The organism is Enterobacter cloacae complex sp. CDL013, assembly GCF_049238805.1.
Taxonomy (GTDB): Bacteria; Pseudomonadota; Gammaproteobacteria; order Enterobacterales; family Enterobacteriaceae; genus Enterobacter; species Enterobacter hormaechei_C.
This window is the reverse complement of the sequence record NZ_JBMKGT010000004.1, coordinates 73,914-92,889: the sequence shown is the minus strand read 5'-3', so window position 1 is coordinate 92,889 and position 18,976 is coordinate 73,914. Positions and strand designations below refer to the sequence as shown.

Sequence of the window (18,976 nt, the reverse complement as noted above, 5' to 3'; positions counted from 1 at the left end):
ATCGGCCGGCTTTTTTCTGATAATCTCATGGGGTTTTTGAGGTTATTGGTGAAAGCGATAATTCGTGAGCCGTTTGTTGTTTCAAAATTGTTAACAATTTTGTAAAATACGGGCGGATAGAACGACCCGGTGGACGACGGGTATACATTAAGAGGTCATGATGAGCACAGAAATCAAAACTCAGGTCGTAGTACTTGGGGCAGGCCCGGCAGGTTACTCCGCAGCATTTCGCGCCGCGGATTTAGGTCTGGAAACCGTCATCGTAGAACGTTACAGCACCCTCGGCGGTGTTTGTCTGAACGTCGGCTGTATCCCTTCTAAAGCGCTGCTGCACGTAGCGAAAGTTATCGAAGAAGCCAAAGCGCTGGCTGAACACGGTATCGTCTTCGGCGAGCCGAAGACCGACATCGACAAAATTCGTACCTGGAAAGAGAAAGTTATCACTCAGCTGACCGGCGGTCTGGCGGGTATGGCCAAAGGCCGTAAAGTGAAAGTGGTAAACGGTCTGGGTAAATTCACCGGTGCGAACACCCTGGAAGTGGAAGGTGAAAACGGTAAAACCGTGATTAACTTCGACAACGCGATCATCGCGGCAGGCTCTCGCCCAATCGAACTGCCATTCATTCCACATGAAGATCCACGCGTGTGGGATTCCACCGATGCGCTGGAGCTGAAAACCGTTCCTAAGCGTCTGCTGGTTATGGGCGGCGGTATCATCGGTCTGGAAATGGGTACCGTGTACCATGCGCTGGGTTCAGAGATCGACGTGGTTGAAATGTTCGACCAGGTTATCCCGGCTGCCGACAAAGACATCGTTAAAGTCTTCACCAAACGCATCAGTAAGAAATTCAACCTGATGCTGGAAACCAAAGTGACTGCCGTTGAAGCGAAAGAAGACGGTATTTACGTTTCCATGGAAGGCAAAAAAGCCCCATCCGAACCACAGCGTTACGACGCCGTGCTGGTGGCTATCGGCCGTGTGCCGAACGGTAAAAACCTCGACGCGGGCAAAGCTGGCGTGGAAGTGGACGACCGTGGCTTCATCCGCGTTGACAAACAGCTGCGTACCAACGTGCCGCACATCTTTGCTATCGGCGATATCGTCGGTCAGCCAATGCTGGCGCACAAAGGTGTTCACGAAGGTCACGTTGCCGCTGAAGTTATCGCCGGCATGAAGCACTACTTCGATCCGAAAGTGATCCCATCTATCGCCTACACCGAGCCAGAAGTTGCATGGGTTGGTCTGACTGAGAAAGAAGCGAAAGAGAAAGGCATCAGCTACGAAACCGCCACCTTCCCGTGGGCTGCTTCTGGCCGTGCTATCGCGTCCGACTGCGCAGACGGTATGACCAAACTGATCTTCGACAAAGAAACTCACCGTGTAATCGGTGGTGCGATTGTCGGTACCAACGGCGGCGAGCTGCTGGGTGAAATCGGTCTGGCTATCGAAATGGGCTGTGACGCGGAAGACATCGCGCTGACCATCCACGCTCACCCGACTCTGCACGAGTCCGTGGGCCTGGCGGCAGAAGTGTTTGAAGGTAGCATCACCGACCTGCCAAACGCGAAAGCGAAGAAGAAATAAGTTTCTTCAGATGAAAAAAGCGGCCTCAGGCCGCTTTTTTTATGCACTGCGTTCAGGGGGTGACAGGCTGCCAGGTTTTATCCGGGTGGTATGCAGCGAGCGCCTGCGCTTTCTGCGCCGAATCGTTGCCGAGATTTGCCTGATAAACCTTGTCTTCCTGGTTAACGACAAAGCTCATTACCCCCGTCTGACCATAGCCTACGGGCCAGGCAACCATCGCAAAGCCATTTTTATCCGACAGAATGCGGAACCGATAGCCGTGATAGCCCATACCAGGCTCCGGCGGGCTAAAGGCGGGACCCAGCGGGCTTGGCGCTTCGCCCGGCGAGATGGGCCAGTACAGGCCGTCTTTTAGCCCTGGCGTGCTGACAATCTTCTGCGCATAGCGGTGGTTCATGGCGTAGTAGCTCCGCTGTGCGTCGACGTAGGCGTGCAGCGCTTCGATAGCCGCGAGTTCGTTGCGGCCGATTTCGCGGGTCAGGATCTCATCAGCCGCTTTCTGCATATCAAATTGCCAGCCCTCTTTTTTCTTCACTACCGGTATGGGGAGTTGCCAGCCGTTATCGCCAACTGACAGATGGGCAATATCGCCGCTGATTTCGGTACGATGGTTTATCTTCCAGTCACGCAGGAATCGAGCCACCGCCTCCGGATCAACCCCTTCAGGTGGCAGATAGTCGCGCCAGTTATCCCCCAGCAGGTCGGCCATCGCGCTCTCATTCTGCTCGCTGATGGCCTTCGTCAGGGCATTGGCCGCCTGCTCAGGTGTGGAGAAAGATTGCTGGGCGAAGGCGAAGGTGGATACCATCAACAACAGCATTCCACCGATCGGTTTCATGTTCATAGCGGCTCCCTTAACGACGGTGGAATTCATGGTGTTCGGTATGGTGTTCGGACAGCTGCTGGCGGAAGCTGGCACGCTGCTCACTGTTCAGCGACGCGTGCTGGCGGCTTTGCAGCCCGCGCTGGTGCTGGGCCTGCCAGCTGGCCGAACGGCTGTCGTTGCCGCTCAGGGCGTTTGCCCGCAGCGGCTGATGCTGAACCTGCGTCGGGCGTCTGGTTTGCGCAAGAGTATTATTCATCTGTTGTGCGTGGGGCCGCGCGCTGTCGTAGCCGCGATAGTTGCTGCGCGGACGCTGAATGTTGCGGGAAATGCGCGTCGCCATGCTGTAGCTGTGTGAGAGTTTTGCCCGTCGACTGCTGTACCTGCGCCATCGCGGCCTGCCGCTGGCTATCGCGGTTGACCGGCTGCTGCCGGGTAGCGCTCAACCCGCCCGGCACTGAAGTCTGATGATAGCGGCTGGCAAGCTGGCTATTGGCGTAGGGCACGCCGTTGCGGTAGGCCGGATTATGCTGCCAGACCTGGTGATTATCGGTACGGTGCTCGCCGGTGATCTTATTGAAGTTATTAACATTAATATTAATGTTATCGCCGTTATGCGAATAACCGCCGTGGTGATCGTCATCATGATCGTGATGATGATCGTCGTCATCGTCCCAGTCGATGTTACTGAACAGCGCATAGGTGGTGGCTACGCCGAGGCTATAGCCAAAGCCTCTGACAAAACTATTGGTAAACTGCTGGCCGGGAGACGGAGGCAGATACACCGGCGGATAGCTGGCATTTGGCCACGTGCCGTAAACGGTGGAAGGGTTGTAGGTAGGGACATAAACCACCTGTGGATCGGCTGGCTCAATTTTAATCACCGTCGGACTAGCCGACGTTGACGTCGCGGCTGTACTGGCGGAGGCTGGCGCAGATTTTTTCACGGTGGTGACGGTCTGCTGCGGGGTGGATTGCAATGTGCCTGTCTGCTTCGCCAGCAGGCGCAGACGCTGCACGGAATCCATCACATCCTTTGGCTGGGCCAGAAAGGCGTCGCCGAGGCTTTGTACCCACGACGGGTTTTCCCCCATCAGCGACATTAACTGCGGAAAGGCGACCAGCGATTTCACGCTGGCATCCCATGGCTGCCCGCTGACCGCCTGAATGGCGGCATCGCCCTGCATTTTAGGGTTGTCCTTTGACCACTGGGCGGCCTGAATCACGCTCGCCGGATAGGTTGAGGCCATCAGAATTTGCGACAGCAGCGCGTCGGGGTAGAGCGCAATGGGCGCGGTCCACTGATCGATCTGCGCGGCGGTATAGGCAGGGGTGGCCACCGGGGCAGGCTGTGCTGCCGGGTCGGGGAGCTGCGGGGCTACCGGCGCAGGTGCGGGAGCGGGTTCCGTTGCGCGGCTTTTAACGAACATGACGCCCGAGGCGGCAAACAGCCCCGCACTGCAAAGCAGAACAAGAAGATGTGGTTTAAAAGGCAACTTCATAGATTGACTCCAACGAGACGAGTGCAGTGCCGTGAGGCGTTGCTGTTGCCGCGAGTATCATTCACCCGTGTTTTACAGTTTTGACTTTTGTTGGGAAAAACTCTGAAGCATCCGGATAAAGAGTGTGAGTATTTATTACACAATTATATCGGATGGCTGAGCAGGCGACGGAAATTCAGAAGGCCGCTCTTGCGAGCGACCAGCAGCGCGTTGCCGGAGGGGGGACGACAGACTTACGGAACTGCTTCCGGGCCCGGTGACGGGGTGCTATATCATGCTTAACGATTCAGCAAATTTTTTAATGTTGCTTTTTTGTAAACAGATTAACACTGTGCAGAAATCCTGCTATGCTGCCCGACGCGGTATCGGGCATTTACCCTACAAACTGCTGTCTCACAGGAGCGTGAAGAGAACGCCCGCCGCATATGACAATGAGAGCGAGGAGAACCGTCGTGCTAGAAGAATACCGTAAGCACGTAGCAGAACGTGCCGCCGAGGGAATTGTACCCAAACCGTTAGATGCAACCCAAATGGCCGCGCTCGTCGAGCTGCTGAAGAACCCGCCTGAGGGCGAAGAAGAATTCCTGTTAGATCTGCTGATCAACCGTGTACCGCCTGGCGTAGATGAAGCTGCCTACGTAAAAGCCGGATTCCTTGCCGCCGTTGCCAAAGGCGAAGCCACCTCCCCACTGGTTACTCCTGAAAAAGCGATTGAACTGCTCGGCACCATGCAGGGTGGCTATAACATTCATCCGCTGATTGACGCGCTGGATAACGACAAGCTGGCACCGATTGCCGCTAAAGCGCTCTCTTCAACGCTGCTGATGTTCGATAACTTCTACGATGTGGAAGAAAAAGCCAAAGCAGGCAACGTCTATGCGAAGCAGGTGATGCAGTCCTGGGCCGATGCCGAATGGTTCCTGAACCGCCCTCAGCTTGCTGAAAAAATTACCGTTACCGTCTTCAAAGTGACCGGTGAAACCAACACCGATGACCTCTCCCCGGCACCGGACGCGTGGTCTCGTCCTGATATCCCTCTGCACGCCCTGGCGATGCTGAAAAACGCCCGTGAAGGCATTGAGCCGGACCAGCCGGGCAGCGTTGGCCCGATCAAACAGATCGAAGCCCTGCAACAAAAAGGTTTCCCGCTGGCTTACGTCGGTGACGTTGTGGGTACCGGCTCTTCCCGTAAGTCCGCAACCAACTCCGTCCTGTGGTTCATGGGCGACGACATTCCGCACGTGCCAAACAAGCGCGGCGGCGGCCTGTGCCTCGGCGGCAAAATTGCGCCAATCTTCTTCAACACCATGGAGGATGCTGGCGCGCTGCCGATCGAAGTGGATGTCTCTAACCTGAACATGGGCGACGTGATTGACGTTTACCCGTATAAAGGCGAAGTGCGTAATCACGAAACTAATGAGCTGCTGGCAAGCTTTGAGCTGAAAACCGACGTGCTGATCGACGAAGTACGTGCTGGTGGCCGCATTCCGCTGATCATCGGCCGTGGCCTGACCACCAAAGCGCGTGAAGCGCTGGGTCTGCCGCACAGCGACGTGTTCCGTCAGGCGAAAGACGTGGCGGAAAGCAACCGCGGCTTCTCGCTGGCACAAAAAATGGTCGGTCGCGCCTGCGGCGTCGCTGGTATTCGTCCTGGCGCGTACTGCGAGCCGAAGATGACCTCCGTCGGCTCTCAGGACACCACCGGTCCAATGACCCGTGATGAGCTGAAAGACCTGGCGTGCCTGGGCTTCTCTTCCGATCTGGTGATGCAGTCCTTCTGCCACACTGCGGCGTATCCGAAGCCGGTTGACGTGACCACGCACCACACGCTGCCAGATTTCATCATGAACCGCGGTGGCGTGTCTCTGCGTCCGGGCGACGGCGTTATCCACTCCTGGCTGAACCGCATGCTGCTGCCGGATACCGTCGGTACCGGCGGTGACTCCCATACCCGTTTCCCAATCGGTATCTCCTTCCCGGCGGGCTCCGGTCTGGTGGCGTTTGCTGCCGCGACCGGCGTGATGCCGCTGGATATGCCGGAATCGGTGCTGGTGCGCTTCAAAGGTAAAATGCAGCCGGGTATTACCCTGCGCGACCTGGTTCACGCGATCCCGCTGTATGCCATCAAACAGGGTCTGCTGACCGTTGAGAAAAAAGGGAAGAAAAACATCTTCTCTGGCCGCATTCTGGAAATTGAAGGTCTGCCGGATCTGAAAGTTGAGCAGGCGTTCGAGCTGACCGATGCCTCCGCCGAGCGTTCGGCTGCGGGCTGTACCATCAAGCTGAACAAAGAGCCGATTATTGAGTATCTGAACTCTAACATCGTGCTGCTGAAGTGGATGATTGCAGAAGGCTACGGCGACCGTCGTACGCTGGAGCGTCGTATCCAGGGCATGGAAAAATGGCTGGCCGATCCGCAGCTGCTGGAAGCTGATGCTGACGCAGAGTACGCGGCAGTGATCGACATCGATCTGGCGGATATCAAAGAGCCAATCCTGTGTGCACCGAACGATCCGGACGACGCGCGTCCGCTGTCCGAAGTTCAGGGCGAGAAGATCGACGAAGTGTTCATCGGTTCGTGCATGACCAACATCGGCCACTTCCGTGCAGCCGGCAAGCTGCTGGATACCCACAAAGGCCAGCTGCCAACCCGTCTGTGGGTGGCGCCGCCAACCCGTATGGACGCGGCTCAGCTGACCGAAGAGGGCTACTACAGCGTGTTTGGTAAGAGCGGCGCGCGTATCGAAATTCCTGGCTGTTCCCTGTGTATGGGCAACCAGGCGCGCGTAGCCGACGGCGCGACGGTGGTCTCCACCTCGACCCGTAACTTCCCGAACCGTTTAGGTACCGGTGCGAACGTCTTCCTGGCCTCTGCGGAGCTGGCGGCGGTTGCGGCGCTGATTGGCAAACTGCCAACGCCGGAAGAGTACCAGACCTTTGTGGCTCAGGTGGATAAGACGGCGGTGGATACCTATCGCTACCTGAACTTCGACCAGCTCTCTCAGTACACCGAGAAGGCAGACGGGGTGATCTTCCAGACGGCCGTATAAACAGCAAAACCGTCTCTACGAGACGGTTTTTAGTGTTTGCACCCTCTCCCGTGGGAGAGGGACGGAGTGAGGGCATCAGGCCGCAGGGTCTTGCTCTCACCTTTTTATTTTCATTCCTCCCACCTCTCCCGCTTTTTTTCTTCCTCTCTGCTGCGATAATTACCCTAATGGCTTTGCAGAGGAAAACGCTATGGATTACGAATTTTTGCGCGACATCACCGGCGTGGTGAAAGTGCGAATGTCGATGGGGCACGAAGCCGTTGGACACTGGTTTAACGAAGAGGTGAAAGAGAACCTCGCGCTGCTGGATGAAGTCGAACAGGCGGCGGAAACGGTGAAAGGCAGTGAACGCTCCTGGCAACGCGCCGGGCACGAATACACGCTGTGGATGGATGGCGAAGAGGTGATGGTGCGCGCCAACCAGCTTGAGTTCTCGGGTGATGAAATTGAAGAGGGGATGAGCTACTACGACGAAGAGAGCCTGTCGCTGTGCGGCGTGGAAGATTTCCTGAGCGTGGTGAACGCCTACCGCGACTTTATGAAACAGAAGTAACTCCCCGAAGCGTCCCTGCTCCGGGTCACGTTTACACGGTCGGAATGTTACGGCCGTAGTAAATTTCGCGCATCTCTTTCCAGAGCAGGTCGGTAATGACCTTTCGCTCTTCTTCACTTAAATCTTCCGGCTTCGTGTGGAACATGTAGTGCTTAAGGTCGAATTCCTTAAGTAACATTTTGGTGTGGAAGATATTCTCCTGATAGACGTTCACATCCATCATGTCGTACAGCGACTTCATGTCCTCGGACATGAAGTTCTGAATGGAGTTGATCTCATGATCAATGAAGTGCTTCATGCCGTTGATATCACGGGTAAAACCGCGTACGCGATAATCAATGGTGACGATGTCCGATTCCAGCTGGTGGATTAAATAATTCAACGCATTCAGCGGTGAAATCACGCCGCAGGTGGACACTTCAATATCCGCGCGGAAGGTACACAGCCCGCCTTCCGGGTGGCTTTCCGGGTAGGTGTGCACGCAGATGTGGCTTTTATCCAGGTGAGCAACCACCACTTCCGGCAGCGGGCCGGGGTGTTCGGTTTTGTCGATAAGCTGTGGGTCAACCGGCTCTTCACTCACCAGAATGGTGACGCTCGCTCCCTGAGGCTCATAATCCTGGCGCGCGATATTGAGGATGTTCGCGCCGATAATCGAGCAGGTCTCTGTCAGGATCTCGGTCAGACGGTTGGCGTTGTAGAGTTCATCGATATAGGCGATGTAACCATCGCGCTCTTCTGCTGTTTTGGCGTAGCAGATATCGTAAATACAAAAACTCAGGCTTTTGGTCAGATTGTTAAAGCCATGCAGTTTAAGCTTTTTCAATTAGTTCACCTCCTTTGAGGACAGCGCGTCTTGCAGATATTGAGGCAACGCAAAGGCTGCGGTGTGGATCGCCGGGTTGTAGTAGCGGCACTGGAGCCCGGCCTGATGGAAGCGGGCCTGGATAATTTCGGTGGAGAGATGGCGCAGGACGTCGTTATCCGTCGCCCAGGCAAAGGTCATGATCCCGCCGTAGTAAGTGGGGATCGCCGCCTGGTAGAAGCTGACGTCAGCAAAATAGGTGCTCAGCTTACGGTGGCTATCAAGCGCTTCATCCTGTTGCAGGAAGCAAACGCCGTTTTGCGCCACAAAAATTCCGCCAGGCTTCAGGCAGCGCTTGCAGCCTTCGTAAAACGACGAGGTAAACAGCGACGCGCCCGGACCGATAGGGTCGGTACAGTCAGAGATAATGACATCAAACGTTTGCGTGGTCTGGTTAACAAAATTGACGCCATCGTCGATAACCAGATTAAACCGCGGATCGTCATAGCTGCCGGCATTATGGTTGGGCAGATACTGGCGGCAGAACGACACGACCCCGGCGTCGATTTCCACCATGGTGATGGTTTCGACATTCTGATGGCGAGAGACTTCACGCAGCATCGCGCCGTCGCCGCCGCCGATAATCAGCACGTCCTTCGCGTGGCCGTGGGCCAGCAGCGGGACGTGGGTCATCATTTCGTGATAGATAAACTCGTCGCGCTCGGTGGTTTGCACCACGCCGTCCAGCGCCATCACGCGGCCAAAAGCGGCGTTTTCGAATATTATCAAATCCTGATGATCGGTTTTCTCATGATAGAGCACGTTATCCACGGCAAAATACTGACCAAACTGGTCGTGCAGCGTTTCTTGCCATACCGTTTTTTCGGTCATGGGGAGCACCTCCTTCGTTAACATCCATTACATCCGGCAGATGGGCGCAACACAACACCGCCGAGAGGCGGTTAGCGGGTCAACAAGGGGCGTCGGGAAGGTTACTTCACGTAGGCGAGCAGGCTGAGTGAATCGCGAGCCAGCGCTTTGCATTTTTTAGCAGTGGGAATGCCAATACCGCTTAAATCACGGTAGCTGTCTTCACCGAGCGCCTTCATGTCGAAGCTGTCGTAGTTGCTGAGGTCCCATTGATTCTGCTGGGCAAAAAAGACCAGTGCGCGGCGAATTTGCCCATTGGGTAAATTCTGGTAACCACAATCGTTTTTCAGAAAAACAAAAACTGCCGTCAGATCGGCCATATCTTCCGCTTCGTTTTCACTTAGCGCGTAACTGTTCGCACACATCGCCATCAGGCTGGCGAACAAAATTGTTCTGAAAAACGTCTTCATTGCCTTTACCACTGCATCACGGAAAATTAACGTTAGCATACTTGATGCCAGGCCGACGATCTTTATTATTGCCGCCGTGCTTGACCTTCCGGTAAGGGGAGGGTTTATGCTCAAAAGATCGCCTGCTGGAAATAAGGAAATGCACATGCAACGTCGTGATTTTTTAAAATTTTCTGCCGCGCTGGGGGTTGCCAGCGCGATACCTCTCTGGAGCCGCGCCGTTTTTGCCGCCGACAGACCGGCTTTACCCATTCCTGAATTACTCGCCCCAGATGCCCGCAGCCGCATTCAGCTTGTGGTGCAGGCCGGTAAAACCACGTTCGGTCAGCACGCCGCCACGACGTGGGGCTATAACGGCAATCTGCTCGGCCCGGCGTTGCAGTTACGCAAAGGGAAGGCGGTGACGGTAGACATTCATAACACGCTTGCGGAAGAGACCACGCTGCACTGGCACGGGCTGGAAGTCCCGGGCGAAGTGGATGGGGGGCCTCAGGGCGTCATCAGGCCTGGTGGTAAACGCAGCGTAACCTTTACCTCGGAACAACGCGCGGCGACCTGCTGGTTCCACCCGCATCAGCATGGCAAAACGGGCCATCAGGTGGCGATGGGGCTGGCCGGGCTGGTGCTGATTGAAGACGATGAAAGCCGCCTGCTGCGCCTGCCGAAACAGTGGGGTATCGACGATGTCCCGGTGATTGTGCAGGATAAAAAATTCTGCGCTGACGGGCAAATTGACTATCAGCTGGACGTAATCAGCGCGGCGGTAGGCTGGTTTGGCGATACGCTGCTGACCAACGGCGCGATCTACCCGCAGCATGCCGCGCCAAAAGGCTGGCTGCGCTTACGTCTGCTTAACGGCTGTAACGCCCGCTCGCTGAACTTCGCCACCAGCGATAAACGCCCGCTTTACGTAGTGGCAAGCGACGGCGGCCTGCTGCCGGAGCCGGTGAAGGTGAGCGAGCTGCCGATGCTGATGGGCGAGCGCTTCGAGGTGTTGGTGGATATCAGCGATGGCAAAGCGTTTGACCTGGTGACCCTGCCGGTCAGCCAGATGGGGATGGCCGTCGCGCCGTTTGATAAGCCGCATCCGGTCCTGCGCATTCAGCCGCTACAGATCACCGCCTCCGGTACGCTGCCGGAGACCCTCACCACGCTGCCAGCACTCCCGTCGCTGGACGGGCTTACGCAGCGTAAACTTCAGCTCTCCATGGACCCGATGCTCGACATGATGGGCATGCAGGCGCTGATGAAGAAGTACGGCAATCAGGCCATGGCGGGAATGCATCACGGCCAGATGATGGGCCATATGAATATGGACCACGGCAATATGGGCGGCATGAATCACGGCGGCCATGGTTTCGATTTCCACAATGCCAACCGCATCAACGGCAAAGCGTTCGATATGAACACGCCCATGTTCGCCGCCACCAAAAGGCAGTTTGAACGCTGGGTGATTTCAGGCGAAGGCGACATGATGCTGCACCCGTTCCATATCCACGGCACGCAGTTCCGTATTCTGTCTGAAAATGGTAAAGCACCGGAGGCGCATCGCGCGGGCTGGAAAGATACGGTGAGGGTGGAAGGCGGCGTCAGCGAGGTGCTGGTGAAGTTCGACCACGAGGCGCCGAAAGAGTTTGCCTATATGGCCCACTGTCATCTGCTGGAGCATGAAGATACGGGGATGATGCTCGGTTTTACCGTATAAAAAAAAGCCGGGTGGCGGCTTCGCCTTACCCGGCCTACATAGGGCACCCGTAGGCCCGGTATGCGTTAGCGCCACCGGGCTTTTTCGTTACTTAGCGTCGTCAGGCAGTGCATACGCGACAATATAGTCGCCCATCTTCGTGCCAAACGAACCGTGACCACCCGCGGAGATGACAACATACTGTTTGCCATTCACTTCATAGGTCATCGGCGTTGCCTGTCCACCGGCTGGCAGACGGCCTTGCCACAGTTTTTCACCGTTGGTCATGTTGTACGCGCGCAGGTAGTTATCTGCGGTTGCCGCGATAAACAGCACGTTACCGGCGGTGGAGATTGGGCCACCCAGCATTGGCATACCCATATTGAACGGCACTGGAACAGGCATCGGGAACGGCATGCTGTCCTGTGGCGTACCAATACGTTTTTTCCAGACGATCTTATTGGTCTTCAGATCCAGACCGGAGATATAACCCCAGGCAGGCTGTTTACACGGCAGACCGAACGGAGAAAGGAACGGATTCAGAGTCACACCATAAGGAACGCCATACTGCGGCTGGATACCGGCTTCGGTACCGCTGCCTTTCGCATCTTTCGGCTGCTCCATTGGGTTACCCGGACCGCGTGGGATCAGACGGGAAACGAACGGCAGCGCCATTGGGTTAGCGATGGCGACCTGACGGTTAGGGTCAACGGAGATCCCACCCCACTCGAACATCCCCAGGTTACCCGGGAAGACCAGCGTGCCCTGCTCTGAAGGCGGCGTGAAGATGCCTTCATAGCGCAGTTGATGGAACATCACGCGGCACACCAGCTGGTCAAACATGGTGGCACCCCACATGTCTGCACCGCTGAGATCTTTCTTCGGACGGAAGCTCAGGTCAGAGAACGGCTGCGTTTTGGTGACGTAGTCGCCTTTGGCCGCGCCCTGCGGAACCGGTTTTTCTGGCGCAGGAACAACCAGCTTACCGTTGCTGCGATCCAGCACGAAGATGTTGCCGGTTTTGGCCGGGGCGTAAATCACCGGAACGGTTTTACCGTTAACGGTAATGTCCGCCAGCGTCGGCTGGGACGGCATATCCATATCCCACAGATCGTGGTGAACGGTCTGGTAGCTCCATGCCAGTTTACCGGTCGTTGCGTTCAGCGCCACGATGGAGCTGGCGTAACGTTCCTGCTCCGGCGTGCGGTTACCGCCCCAGATATCCGGCGTGGTCACGCCCATCGGCAGGTAAACCAGGTCCAGCTTCGCGTCATACGCTGCCGGTGCCCAGGAGTTCGGTGAGTTAAAGGTAAAGGTGTGTTCATCGGATGGGATCGCGTTAGGATCTTTCGCGCCCGGGTCGAAGGCCCACAGCAGTTTACCGGTGTTCACGTCGAAACCACGGATAACGCCGGAGGTTTCGCGGGTAGAGAAGTTATCCGTTACCGAACCGGCAATCACGATGGTTTTATCAGTGATGATTGGCGGGGAGGTCGGCTCATACAGACCCGGCGTAGTGTCCGGCATGTTGGTCTGAAGATTCAGAATGCCTTTGTTAGCGAAAGTTTCGCACAGCTTACCGGTCTCAGCGTTGATGGCAAACAGGCGGCCATCGTTCACCGGCAGCATAATGCGGCGAGGACAGTCGGCAATGACTTCCGGGCTGGCATTATCTGCGCGCGCTTCGTGGTAAGAGACGCCGCGGCAGGTGATGTGCTGGAACGACGGGTTGGAGTTCAGCTGTGGATCAAAGTGCCATTTCTCTTTACCGGTGGCCGCGTCGAGCGCGAACAGGCGCTGGTGCGCCGTACACAGGTAGAGCATGTTGCCCACTTTAATCGGGGTCACTTCGTTGGTCAGCTCACCCGGATCGTTTGGCATCTTCAGGTCGCCGGTACGGAATACCCAGGCTTCCTTCAGGTTTTTCACGTTGTCCGCGTTGATCTGCTTCAGCGGGGAGTAGCGTTGACCTTCCTGGTTACGACCATAAGCAGGCCAGTCACCGTCCGCCACCTGCGAAATAGCCGCAGCCGGCGTGGATTCCGCGTTCAGCGTGCCATTGATCTCCTGCGGGTCGTTAAAACCGGCCCAGGTCAGGATGCCGCCACTAATCAGCAGAGCAACGACCAGACCGGCCACGGCGCCACTGGAAGGGACAATCAGACGACGCCAGACAAACGGCAGGATCAGCCAGATACCGAAGAAGACCAGAATGTCGCTGCGCGGCGTCAGCGCCCAGAAGTCGAACCCGACTTCCCAGACGCCCCAGATCATGGTTGCGAGCAGTAACGCTGCGTACAACCACAGAGCAGATTGTTTTCTGCGTAAAAGCAGGACGGTTACGCCAACCATAACCAGACCCGCAATCGGGTAGTACCAGGAGCCGCCAATCGCGACCAGCCATACGCCACCGATTAACAAATACAGCGCGCAGAATGCGGCAAACGCGGCTGTTAATGTCACCAGTAGACGCGGCTGTTTAGTTTTTGTTTCAGCCATAGAAAAGTACTCGTCAGTTTTGTTAATTATTTGCTAGCAATTAATTATAGGTATTAACAACTGTGATCGGAATCACAAATATTGCTTTTTATAACTCATACGCCAGGCTTATCCATTTACTGGTATAATGGCTGGCTTGCGTATCGATGCCGGAGCGAGAGTCATCCGCATTGAGAGATTTTCACTAAAATCATTTGGTTAGTAATATGAAACATACTGTTGAAGTGATGATCCCGGAAGCCGAGATCAAAGCGCGTATCGCCGAACTGGGTCGTCAAATCACCGAACATTACAAGGACAGCGGCAGCGAAATGGTGCTGGTCGGTTTGTTGCGTGGCTCTTTCATGTTCATGGCAGACCTGTGTCGTGAAGTGCAGGTGCCGCACGAGGTCGATTTTATGACCGCCTCCAGTTACGGCAGCGGCATGTCCACAACCCGTGATGTGAAAATCCTGAAAGATCTGGATGAAGATATTCGTGGCAAAGATGTGTTGATTGTTGAGGACATCATCGACTCCGGCAACACGCTCTCTAAAGTGCGTGAGATCCTGAGCCTGCGCGAACCAAAATCACTGGCGATTTGTACCCTGCTGGATAAGCCTGAGCGCCGTGAAGTGCAGGTGCCGGTGGAGTTCGTTGGTTTCTCCATCCCGGACGAATTCGTGGTGGGTTACGGCATTGATTACGCACAGCGTTATCGCCATCTGCCGTATGTTGGGAAAGTGGTGATTCTTGACGAATAATTTCGGGCTGATGCCCTCACCCCAGCCCTCTCCCACAGGGAGAGGGTGAAAACCCCCGGCTTTGTTATTTATGGTTAACGTGCTTAAGCTTGAGGTTGGCAATTCCCGAGCGGTAACGCTGTTCCAGCGTTTCGCGGTTGGTGGCGGTCACTTCCAGATTGCGCAGCAGGCCGTCGTGAATACCGTACGCCCAGCCGTGGATGGAGACCTTCTGCCCGCGTTTCCAGGCAGACTGCATAATCGTCGAATGGCCCAGGTTATACACCTGCTCCATCACGTTCAGCTCACACAGCGTGTCGAGACGGCGCTCCTGCGGCATTTCGCCCAGCAGTGAGCTATGTTTGAACCAGATATCACGAATGTGCAGCAGCCAGTTATCGATTAACCCCAGCTCTGTATTTTCGACCGCCGCCTGCACGCCGCCGCAGCCGTAGTGACCACAAATAATGATGTGCTCAACCTCAAGAACGTCGACGGCATACTGAACAACCGAAAGGCAGTTGAGATCGGTATGAATAACCAGGTTAGCCACATTGCGGTGAACAAACAGTTCGCCAGGTTCAAGACCAGTCAGACGTTCGGCGGGGACGCGGCTGTCAGAACATCCAATCCAGAGAAAGCGCGGGTTCTGCGCTTGCGCGAGTTTTCCAAAAAATCCGGGGTCTTCCTCCACCAGCATTTTTGACCATAGTGCATTGTTGCTGATGAGTGTATCTATGTCGTTCATGGAGGTTAGCGACCTGTAACCAAGTGATTGCGTTGCGCTACTATAGGGTAACCCGACTTTTAATGAAACCACACAACGTGTGTCAGAACTTAAGGTAAGTTGAATTCATGGCGATTGCACTGGAGCTTGAACAGCTCAAAAAAACCTACCCGGGGGGCGTCCAGGCGCTGCGCGGGATAGATCTTAAAGTCGAAGCGGGAGATTTCTACGCGCTTCTGGGGCCGAACGGGGCAGGGAAATCCACCACCATCGGGATCATCAGTTCACTGGTCAATAAAACCTCGGGCCGCGTCAGCGTGTTTGGCTACGATCTGCAAAAAGATGTGGTCAACGCCAAGCGCCAGTTGGGGCTGGTGCCGCAGGAGTTCAACTTTAACCCGTTTGAGACGGTACAGCAGATTGTTGTTAACCAGGCGGGTTACTATGGCGTGGAGCGCAAAGAGGCGCTTGAGCGCAGCGAAAAGTACCTGAAACAGCTTGATCTGTGGGAGAAACGTAACGAGCGCGCGCGGATGTTGTCCGGAGGGATGAAGCGCCGCCTGATGATTGCCCGCGCGCTGATGCACGAGCCAAAGCTGCTTATCCTTGATGAGCCGACCGCTGGCGTGGATATTGAGCTGCGTCGCTCCATGTGGGGTTTCCTGAAAGATCTGAACGACAAAGGCACCACCATCATTCTGACCACGCACTACCTGGAAGAGGCGGAAATGCTGTGCCGCAATATCGGCATCATTCAGCACGGTGAGCTGGTGGAAAACACCTCAATGAAGAATCTGCTCTCCAAGCTCAAATCAGAGACCTTTATCCTCGATCTGGCGGCGAAAAGCGCGCTGCCGAAACTGGAGGGCTACAACTATCGCTTGGTCGATACCTCGACGCTGGAGGTAGAAGTGCTGCGCGAGCAGGGTATTAACAGCGTGTTCTCACAGTTGAGTGCGCAGGGCATTCAGGTATTAAGCATGCGTAACAAAGCAAACCGACTGGAAGAGCTGTTTGTCTCTCTGGTGCACGACAAACAAGGAGACAAGGCATGACGCATCTTTACTGGGTCGCGCTGAAAAGCATCTGGGCGAAAGAGATTAACCGCTTTATGCGTATCTGGGTGCAAACCCTGGTGCCGCCGGTGATCACCATGACGCTCTACTTCATCATTTTCGGCAACCTTATTGGCTCCCGCATTGGTGAGATGCACGGCTTCACCTATATGCAGTTTATCGTGCCGGGCCTGATCATGATGGCGGTGATCACCAACGCCTACGCGAACGTGGCATCCTCATTCTTCAGCGCCAAGTTCCAGCGCAACATTGAAGAGCTGCTGGTGGCGCCGGTGCCAACGCACGTCATCATCGCCGGTTACGTGGGTGGCGGCGTGGCGCGCGGGCTGTGCGTGGGTATCCTGGTAACGGCCATTTCGCTGTTCTTCGTGCCGTTTCAGGTTCACTCCTGGCTTTTCGTGGCGCTGACGCTGCTGCTCACCGCGATTCTGTTCTCACTGGCCGGCTTGCTGAATGCGGTGTTCGCTAAAACCTTTGACGACATCAGCCTGATCCCGACCTTTGTGCTGACGCCGCTGACCTATCTGGGCGGGGTGTTCTACTCCCTGACGCTGCTGCCGCCGTTCTGGCAGGCGCTGTCGCACCTGAACCCGATTGTCTATATGATCAGCGGCTTCCGCTTTGGTTTCCTCGGCATTACCGATGTCCCGCTGTTTACCACGGTGGTGGTGCTGGTGGTGTTCATTATCGCCTTCTACCTGCTGTGCTGGTATCTGATTCAGCGTGGACGTGGGCTGCGCAGCTAATCCTCTGCCTTCTGCCCGGCGACGTACCGTCTGCCGGGCGCTTTCTTTGACAGTTATCACCGTAAACTAACCTTCACTTCGGTAAACTACTCGCCTGCTAAGGAGAGACGTTATGCTGGGATGGGTGATCACCTGCCACGATGAAGTGGCGCAGGAAATGCTGCTGAAGCTGGAGGCCCGGTTTGGTCCCCTGGCGCAATGTCGTGCGGTAAATTACTGGCGAGGGCTGAGCACCAATATGCTCAGCCGGATGATGTGCGACGCGCTGCATGAAACCGACACCGGTGATGGCGTGATTTTTCTCACCGACAAATCGGGCGCGGCGCCTTACCGTTCAGCGGCGTTAATGAGCCATAAGCATGATAATTGTGAAGTGATCTCCGGTATCAGCCTGCCTTTACTCGAAGCGATGTATCCGCTGCGCGCAACGTTGAGCAGCGCTGAGTTTCGCCACGCCATTGTGGCGCAGGGCTCCCCGGGCGTGAGCAGCCTGTGGCACCAGCAGCAGAAGAACCCGCCTTTCGTTCTGCTTCACGATCTGTATAAGCATTAAACATTGGTATTGATGTCGCTTTTGCTACAATGGCGACTGATTTTCCGTATCGATTTATATCCCATGCTCATGCGCGTTATCTTTATCCTTCTGCTGCTGGTTTCCGGTGGTGCGTCTGCCAGCCTGACCAGTCAGCAAGGCCTTCCTGCCCAATATATGCAAACCACCGAAGATGCGGCCATCTGGGCGCAGGTGGGAAATGCCGTCGTGAATGTAGGGAATGTTCGCGCCGGGCAGATCCTCGCTGTCTTTCCGGCCGCGGCGGATTACTATGAATTTCGTTTCGGATTCGGTACGGGGTTTATTGATAAAGACCACCTTGAAAAAGTGCAGGGCAAACAACGTGTTGAGGATAGCCTGGGTGACTTGAACAAGCCGCTCAGTAATCAAAACCTCATCACCTGGAAAGACACGCCGGTGTATAACGCCCCCAGCAGCGGAAGCGCGCCTTTTGGCACCTTAAGCGCCAATCTTCGCTATCCGATTCTGAATAAGCTGAAAGACCGCCTGAACCAGACATGGTTTCAGATCCGTATCGGTAATCGTCTGGCGTGGATCAGCAGCCTCGATGCACAGGAAGATAACGGGCTACCGGTTCTGACTTACCATCATATTTTGCGTGATGAAGAGAACACCCGTTTTCGACATACCTCCACGACGACCAGCGTACGTGCGTTTAATAATCAGATGGCCTGGTTACGCGATCAAGGCTATACCACGCTGACGATGTACCAGCTTGAAGGGTACGTGCGTAACAAGATGAACCTACCCGCGAAAGCAGTGGTGATCACCTTTGATGATGGTCTCAAATCGGTGAGCCGCTACGCGTACCCTGTTCTGAAAGAATATGGCTTCAACGCGACGGCGTTTATAATTTCATCACGTATCAAAGGCCATCCGCAGAAGTGGGATCCAAAATCGCTACAGTTTATGAGCGTTCAGGAAATCAAGGGCATCCAGGATGTGTTCGACATTCAGTCTCACACCCATTTCCTGCATCGCGTGGATGGCTATAAACACCCCATCCTGTTGAGCCGTAGCTATCACGTGATCCTGTTTGATTTTGAACGATCACGTCGTGCACTGGCGCAGTTCAACCCGCGCGTGTTGTATGTGTCGTATCCGTTTGGCGGCTATGACAATAAAGCGATTAAAGCGGCGAACGATGCGGGGTTTCATCTGGCGGTGACCACGGTGAAAGGGAAGGTGAAGCCGGGGGATAATCCGTTCCTGCTGAAGCGTTTGTATATATTAAGAACGGACTCACTGGAGACGATGTCGCGGCTGATCAGTAATCAGCCGCAGGGATAG

15 protein-coding genes and 1 pseudogene are annotated in these 18,976 nt (G+C 55.4%); 9 read left to right on the top strand and 7 right to left on the bottom strand.

Going from position 1 to position 18,976, the window contains the following annotated elements:
• Window positions 1-160 precede the first annotated feature (160 nt).
• On the top strand, window positions 161-1,585 hold the full coding sequence (gene lpdA / locus ACOTXD_RS08795; RefSeq protein ID WP_003856313.1) for a dihydrolipoyl dehydrogenase: 1,425 nt from the start codon (window positions 161-163) through the stop codon (window positions 1,583-1,585).
• A gap of 52 nt (window positions 1,586-1,637) precedes the next feature.
• On the opposite strand, the gene ACOTXD_RS08790 is transcribed toward lpdA, so the two are convergent.
• Together ACOTXD_RS08790 and ACOTXD_RS08785 are read right to left on the bottom strand one after the other, a co-directional pair.
• Entirely contained in the window at window positions 1,638-2,429 is a 792-nt protein-coding gene (locus tag ACOTXD_RS08790) for a DUF2950 family protein (protein WP_061856030.1), read from the bottom strand.
• Window positions 2,430-2,439: 10 nt separating this feature from the next.
• A pseudogene (locus ACOTXD_RS08785) lies at window positions 2,440-3,910 on the bottom strand (DUF3300 domain-containing protein).
• A gap of 452 nt (window positions 3,911-4,362) precedes the next feature.
• Here ACOTXD_RS08785 and acnB point away from each other — a divergent pair.
• Together acnB and yacL are read left to right on the top strand one after the other, a co-directional pair.
• Complete coding sequence (acnB, locus tag ACOTXD_RS08780) at window positions 4,363-6,960, top strand: bifunctional aconitate hydratase 2/2-methylisocitrate dehydratase (protein WP_023315407.1); 2,598 nt, start codon at window positions 4,363-4,365, stop codon at window positions 6,958-6,960.
• 190 nt (window positions 6,961-7,150) lie between these two features.
• A complete protein-coding gene (gene yacL / locus ACOTXD_RS08775) occupies window positions 7,151-7,513 on the top strand; it encodes a protein YacL (RefSeq protein WP_032608514.1) in 363 nt (120 codons plus the stop codon).
• A 31-nt stretch (window positions 7,514-7,544) separates the two neighbouring features.
• Here the strand turns inward: yacL and speD are convergent, their stop codons facing one another.
• The 3 genes from speD to ACOTXD_RS08760 all read right to left on the bottom strand — a co-directional run bounded on the left by speD (window position 7,545) and on the right by ACOTXD_RS08760 (window position 9,658).
• Complete coding sequence (gene speD / locus ACOTXD_RS08770) at window positions 7,545-8,339, bottom strand: adenosylmethionine decarboxylase (protein WP_003856308.1); 795 nt, start codon at window positions 8,337-8,339, stop codon at window positions 7,545-7,547.
• Complete coding sequence (gene speE / locus ACOTXD_RS08765) at window positions 8,340-9,209, bottom strand: polyamine aminopropyltransferase (protein WP_003856307.1); 870 nt, start codon at window positions 9,207-9,209, stop codon at window positions 8,340-8,342.
• Between the two features lie 101 nt (window positions 9,210-9,310).
• Complete coding sequence (locus tag ACOTXD_RS08760; RefSeq protein WP_003856306.1) at window positions 9,311-9,658, bottom strand: YacC family pilotin-like protein; 348 nt, start codon at window positions 9,656-9,658, stop codon at window positions 9,311-9,313.
• A gap of 145 nt (window positions 9,659-9,803) precedes the next feature.
• On the opposite strand from ACOTXD_RS08760, the gene cueO reads away from it, so the two are divergent.
• Complete coding sequence (cueO, locus tag ACOTXD_RS08755) at window positions 9,804-11,363, top strand: multicopper oxidase CueO (protein ID WP_421766403.1); 1,560 nt, start codon at window positions 9,804-9,806, stop codon at window positions 11,361-11,363.
• Between the two features lie 87 nt (window positions 11,364-11,450).
• On the opposite strand, the gene ACOTXD_RS08750 is transcribed toward cueO, so the two are convergent.
• Window positions 11,451-13,841: a glucose/quinate/shikimate family membrane-bound PQQ-dependent dehydrogenase gene (locus ACOTXD_RS08750; protein WP_003856304.1), complete on the bottom strand. Its 2,391-nt coding sequence runs from the start codon at window positions 13,839-13,841 to the stop codon at window positions 11,451-11,453.
• A 206-nt stretch (window positions 13,842-14,047) separates the two neighbouring features.
• Here ACOTXD_RS08750 and hpt point away from each other — a divergent pair, with 206 nt between their 5' ends.
• On the top strand, window positions 14,048-14,584 hold the full coding sequence (hpt, locus tag ACOTXD_RS08745; protein WP_003856303.1) for a hypoxanthine phosphoribosyltransferase: 537 nt from the start codon (window positions 14,048-14,050) through the stop codon (window positions 14,582-14,584).
• A gap of 64 nt (window positions 14,585-14,648) precedes the next feature.
• Here hpt and can read toward each other — a convergent pair whose 3' ends face one another.
• Window positions 14,649-15,311, bottom strand: a complete 663-nt coding sequence (can, locus tag ACOTXD_RS08740) for a carbonate dehydratase (protein WP_003856301.1) — start codon at window positions 15,309-15,311, stop codon at window positions 14,649-14,651.
• A gap of 107 nt (window positions 15,312-15,418) precedes the next feature.
• Here can and ACOTXD_RS08735 point away from each other — a divergent pair, with 107 nt between their 5' ends.
• The 4 genes from ACOTXD_RS08735 (at window position 15,419) to ACOTXD_RS08720 (ending at window position 18,976) form a co-directional block, all read left to right on the top strand.
• Window positions 15,419-16,345 (top strand): ABC transporter ATP-binding protein, encoded by a 927-nt coding sequence (locus ACOTXD_RS08735; protein ID WP_003856300.1) that lies wholly within the window; start codon window positions 15,419-15,421, stop codon window positions 16,343-16,345.
• Window positions 16,342-17,112 (top strand): ABC transporter permease, encoded by a 771-nt coding sequence (locus ACOTXD_RS08730; RefSeq protein ID WP_023324161.1) that lies wholly within the window; start codon window positions 16,342-16,344, stop codon window positions 17,110-17,112. The genes ACOTXD_RS08735 and ACOTXD_RS08730 overlap by 4 nt, the downstream gene beginning before the upstream one ends.
• A 112-nt stretch (window positions 17,113-17,224) precedes the next feature.
• Window positions 17,225-17,665 carry a PTS sugar transporter subunit IIA gene (locus ACOTXD_RS08725; protein ID WP_003856295.1) on the top strand — a complete coding sequence of 147 codons (441 nt, stop codon included), beginning with the start codon at window positions 17,225-17,227 and terminating at the stop codon, window positions 17,663-17,665.
• 63 nt (window positions 17,666-17,728) lie between these two features.
• Window positions 17,729-18,976, top strand: a complete 1,248-nt coding sequence (locus ACOTXD_RS08720) for a polysaccharide deacetylase family protein (RefSeq protein WP_003856293.1) — start codon at window positions 17,729-17,731, stop codon at window positions 18,974-18,976.